1 protein-coding gene is annotated in these 258 nt (G+C 64.7%); it reads right to left on the bottom strand.

From position 1 onward, the window contains the following. Positions 1–258, bottom strand: a 258-nt coding sequence (locus HOP53_RS21530; RefSeq protein WP_234271890.1) for a TRAP transporter small permease subunit, incomplete at both ends; no start/stop codon positions are given.

Here is a 258-nt window from a genome sequence, read left to right as displayed (position 1 = left end):
CGTAGGTGGTCTCGCCGCGGCTCCAGGAGCGCAGGAAGAAGCTCCAGCCCAGGGTGGTCAGCATGTAAATGAACGGCACGAAGAAGATCAGGTAGCCGAGAATCTCGAGCAGCGCCTGCTTCCTGCGCGAGAGCAGGCGCTTGAGCACGTCGACCTCGACGTGGGCGTGATGGCGCAGGCCGTAGGCGGCCATCAGCATGAAGTGGGCGCCGAACAGCATCTTGGTGATGTCGAAGGCCCAGTCGCTGGGGCGCCCGG

Source organism: Billgrantia ethanolica (genome assembly GCF_021404305.1).
Classification (GTDB): domain Bacteria; phylum Pseudomonadota; class Gammaproteobacteria; order Pseudomonadales; family Halomonadaceae; genus Halomonas; species Halomonas ethanolica.
The sequence above is the reverse complement of the archived record's forward strand: the minus strand, read 5'-3'. Positions and strand labels throughout refer to the sequence as shown.